The sequence below is a fragment of the Streptomyces anatolicus genome (assembly GCF_019400875.1).
Lineage (GTDB): Bacteria > Actinomycetota > Actinomycetes > Streptomycetales > Streptomycetaceae > Streptomyces > Streptomyces anatolicus.
In genome coordinates this window covers 1-4,222 of sequence record NZ_WMBF01000518.1, presented here as the reverse complement: position 1 = coordinate 4,222, position 4,222 = coordinate 1, and the positions used below count along the sequence as shown (strand labels likewise).

Here is a 4,222-nt window from a genome sequence, read left to right as displayed (position 1 = left end):
CCGCCCCGCGCCGCGTCCTCGCGGCGCTCGGCCCCAAAATGCTGGCGCTCGCCGCCGAGCGCACCTGGGGCGCCCACCCGTACTTCGTGCCCGTCGAGCACACCGCGCTTGCACGGAAGGCCATGGGGCCGGACGCGTTCCTGGGCGTCGAGCAGGCCGTCGTCCTCGACACGGACGTCGAGCGGGCGCGCGAGGTGGCCGCGCGGCACGTGGCGGGGTACGTCGCGAGCGCTCCCCACCAGGCGGCGAACGTACGGCGCATGGGATTCGGGGACGAAGACCTCGTCGACGGCCGCCCCAGCCGCCGGCTCGTCGACGCGATCGTCGCCTACGGAGACGTCGACGTGCTCCACGCGCGCGTGCGGGCCCATCTCGAAGCGGGCGCCGACCACGTCTGCGTACAGGTGCTGACCGAGGATCCGGCGACGCTGCCCCTGCCGCAGTGGCGGGAGCTGGCCCCCGCGCTCGTGAGCGGGTGACTGTGAGGACCGCCGTACTACTGACTACGGCAATGCGCTACTCGTCGTCGTCCTCGTCGTCCAGCCGCGCCAGCCACGTCGCCAGGCGCTCGACCGGGACCTCGAAGTCGGGGTTGAGGTCCACGAAGGCGCGGAGCTGCTCGGCGAGCCACTCGAAGGTGACCTCCTCCTCGCCGCGCCGCTTCTCCAGCTCCTCGATGCCACGGTCGGTGAAGTACAACTCATGCTCCTGATGCGGACGGCCTCTTCCCCCTCATGGTAGGCGGCGCGGACCCCGCATACGCCGGTGGGCCCGGCTCCGAGCGACAAGCGCTCGGGGCCGGGCCCACCCACGTACGACCGCTGAGGCCTAGGCCTCGAAGACCTCGCTCAGGAGCTGCTGCTGCTCCTGCTCGTGGCGCTTCTTCGAGCCGACCGCGGGCGACGAGCCGTGCGGGCGCGAGATGCGCCGCAGCCGCTCGCCGTGCGGGATGTCGGCGCCGACCGCCAGGTCCAGGTGGTCGATGAGGTTGAGGGCGATGAAGGGCCACGCGCCCTGGTTCGCCGGCTCCTCCTGCGCCCACAGGTATTTCTCGGCGTTCGGGAACTTGGAGATCTCCTCCTGCAGCTCCGCACCCGGCAGCGGGTACAGACGCTCGATGCGGATGATCGCGGTGTCCGTGATGCCGCGCTTCTCCCGCTCGGCCTCCAGCTCGTAGTAGAGCTTGCCCGCGCAGAAGACGACCTTGCGGATCGCGTTCGGGTCGCCCTCTCCGGAGGAGATGCGCGTGTCGCCGATGACGGGGCGGAAGCCGCCCGAGGTGAACTCCTCCGTCTTGGACGCGGCGGCCTTCAGGCGCAGCATCCACTTCGGCGTGAAGACCACCAGCGGCTTGTGGTGCGGGTTGTGCACCTGCCACCGCAGGAGGTGGAAGTAGTTCGACGGGAGGGTCGGCATCGCGACCGTCATGTTGTTCTGCGCGCACAGCTGGAGGAAGCGCTCCGGGCGGGCGGACGAGTGGTCCGGGCCCTGGCCCTCGTAGCCGTGCGGCAGGAGCAGCGTGACGCCGGAGGTCTGGCCCCACTTCTGCTCGGCCGAGGAGATGAACTCGTCGACGACGGTCTGCGCGCCGTTGACGAAGTCACCGAACTGGGCCTCCCACATCACCAGGGACTCGGGACGCGCCAGGGAGTAGCCGTACTCGAAGCCCATCGCCGCGTACTCGGAGAGCAGCGAGTCGTAGGCGTTGAAGCGGGCCTGCTCCTCGGAGAGGTAGAGCAGCGGGGTGTAGTCGTCGCCCGTCTCGCGGTCGATGAGGACCGCGTGCCGCTGGCCGAACGTGCCGCGGCGCGAGTCCTGGCCCGCGAGGCGCACCGGGGTGCCCTCCATGAGCAGCGAGCCGATGGCGAGGGTCTCGCCCATGCCCCAGTCGATCGTGCCGTCCTCGACCATGGCCGCGCGGCGCTGCAGCTGCGGCAGCAGGCGCGGGTGCACGGTGACGCGGTCGGGGATGTTGACCTGGGACTCGGCGATGCGCTTGACGACCTCCTGGGAGATCGCGGTGTTCACCGCCACGGGGAACTCGGCCTCGGGGCCGGGGACCTCCACCGGGGAGCCCTGCGAGGTGGCCTCGCGGACCTCGGTGAAGACCTTCTCCAGCTGGCCCTGGTAGTCCTGGAGCGCCTGCTCGGCCTCTTCCAGGGTGATGTCGCCGCGACCGATAAGAGACTCGGTGTAGAGCTTGCGCACCGAGCGCTTCTTGTCGATCAGGTCGTACATCAGCGGCTGGGTGAAGGCCGGGTTGTCCGACTCGTTGTGACCGCGGCGGCGGTAGCAGATGAGGTCGATCACGACGTCCTTGTTGAACGCCTGACGGAACTCGAAGGCCAGGCGGGCCACGCGGACCACGGCCTCCGGGTCGTCGCCGTTCACGTGGAAGATCGGCGCCTCGATCATGCGCGCCACGTCCGTCGAGTACATCGACGAGCGGGACGACTCCGGGGCGGCGGTGAAGCCGACCTGGTTGTTGATGACGACGTGGACCGTGCCGCCCGTGCGGTAGCCGCGCAACTGCGACATGTTCAGGGTCTCGGCGACCACGCCCTGGCCCGCGAAGGCCGCGTCACCGTGCAGGGCGACGGGCAGGACGGTGAAGTCCGTGCCGCCCTTGTTGATGATGTCCTGCTTGGCGCGGACGATGCCTTCCAGGACCGGGTCGACCGCCTCGAGGTGCGAGGGGTTGGCGGCCAGGGAGACCTTGATCTGCTCGCCGTCCAGGCCCGTGAAGGTGCCCTCGGCGCCCAGGTGGTACTTCACGTCGCCGGAGCCGTGCATCGACTTCGGGTCGAGGTTGCCCTCGAACTCGCGGAAGATCTGGGCGTACGACTTGCCGACGATGTTCGCCAGGACGTTCAGGCGGCCGCGGTGGGCCATGCCGATGACGACCTCGTCCAGGCGCGACTCGGCGGCGGAGTCGATGACCGCGTCGAGCAGCGGGATGACGGACTCGCCGCCCTCCAGGGAGAACCGCTTCTGGCCGACGTACTTGGTCTGGAGGAACGTCTCGAACGCTTCAGCGGCGTTCAGGCGGCGCAGGATGCGCAGCTGCTCCTCGCGCTCCGGCTTCGTGGCGTGCTGGCGCTCGATGCGGTCCTGGAGCCACTTGCGCTGCTTCGGGTCCTGGATGTGCATGAACTCGACGCCGGTGGTGCGGCAGTACGAGTCGCGCAGCACGCCGAGGACGTCGCGCAGCTTCATCATCGACTTGCCGGCGAAGCCGCCGACCGCGAACTCCCGCTCCAGGTCCCACAGGGTGAGGCCGTGCTCGGTGATGTCCAGGTCGGGGTGCTTGCGCTGCTTGTACTCCAGCGGGTCCGTGTCGGCCATGACGTGGCCGCGCACGCGGTAGGAGTGGATCAGCTCGAAGACGCGGGCGGCCTTCGTGACGTCGTCGTCGTGCGAGGCGTCGATGTCCTTGAGCCAGCGGACCGGCTCGTAGGGGATCCGCAGCGCCTCGAAGATCTCGTCGTAGAAGTCGTTCTCGCCGAGGAGGAGGTTGGCGACGATCCGCAGGAACTCGCCGGAGGCGGCGCCCTGGATGACCCGGTGGTCGTAGGTCGACGTGAGCGTCATGACCTTCGAGATGCCGAGCTTGTTCAGGGTGTCCTGGGAGGTGCCCTGGAACTCCGCGGGGTAGTCCATCGAGCCGACGCCCATGATGACCGACTGACCGGGCATCAGACGCGGCACCGAGTGGACGGTGCCGAGGCCGCCGGGGTTGGTCAGGGAGACCGTGACGCCGGTGAAGTCGTCCATGCCGAGCTTGCCGTCGCGGGCGCGGCGGACGATGTCCTCGTAGGCCTGCCAGAACTCGAAGAAGTTCAGGGTCTCGGCCTTCTTGATGCCCGCGACCACGAGCTGGCGGTCGCCGTTGGGCTTCACCAGGTCGATGGCGAGGCCGAAGTTGATGTGCTCCGGCTTGACCAGGGTCGGCTTGCCGTCCTTCTCCACGAAGGAGTAGTTCATCGACGGCATGGCCTTGATGGCCTGCACCATCGCGTACCCGATCAGGTGCGTGAAGGAGATCTTCCCGCCGCGGGCGCGCTTGAGGTGGTTGTTGATGACGATGCGGTTGTCGAAGAGCAGCTTCACCGGGACCGCGCGCACCGACGTGGCCGTCGGGACCTCGATCGAGGCGTTCATGTTCTTCGCGACCGCGGCGGCGGGGCCGCGCAGCGTCGTGTACTCGGGTCCGGCCGGGGCC

At 69.1% G+C, this 4,222-nt stretch carries 3 protein-coding genes; 1 reads left to right on the top strand and 2 read right to left on the bottom strand.

All coding sequences use genetic code 11. The annotated features are described in order from the left end of the window. Window positions 1-479, top strand: a 479-nt coding sequence (locus tag GKQ77_RS28680; RefSeq protein WP_504739872.1) for an LLM class oxidoreductase, incomplete at its 5' end; no start/stop codon positions are given. A gap of 37 nt (window positions 480-516) precedes the next feature. Here the strand turns inward: GKQ77_RS28680 and GKQ77_RS28675 are convergent. Both GKQ77_RS28675 and GKQ77_RS28670 read right to left on the bottom strand, forming a co-directional pair. Next, window positions 517-699, bottom strand: coding sequence for a DUF6104 family protein (locus GKQ77_RS28675; protein WP_125515066.1), 183 nt, complete (start codon window positions 697-699; stop codon window positions 517-519). Window positions 700-828: 129 nt separating this feature from the next. Beyond that, window positions 829-4,222: multifunctional oxoglutarate decarboxylase/oxoglutarate dehydrogenase thiamine pyrophosphate-binding subunit/dihydrolipoyllysine-residue succinyltransferase subunit (locus GKQ77_RS28670; protein WP_258022133.1), on the bottom strand; the 3,394-nt coding region annotated here is incomplete at its 5' end.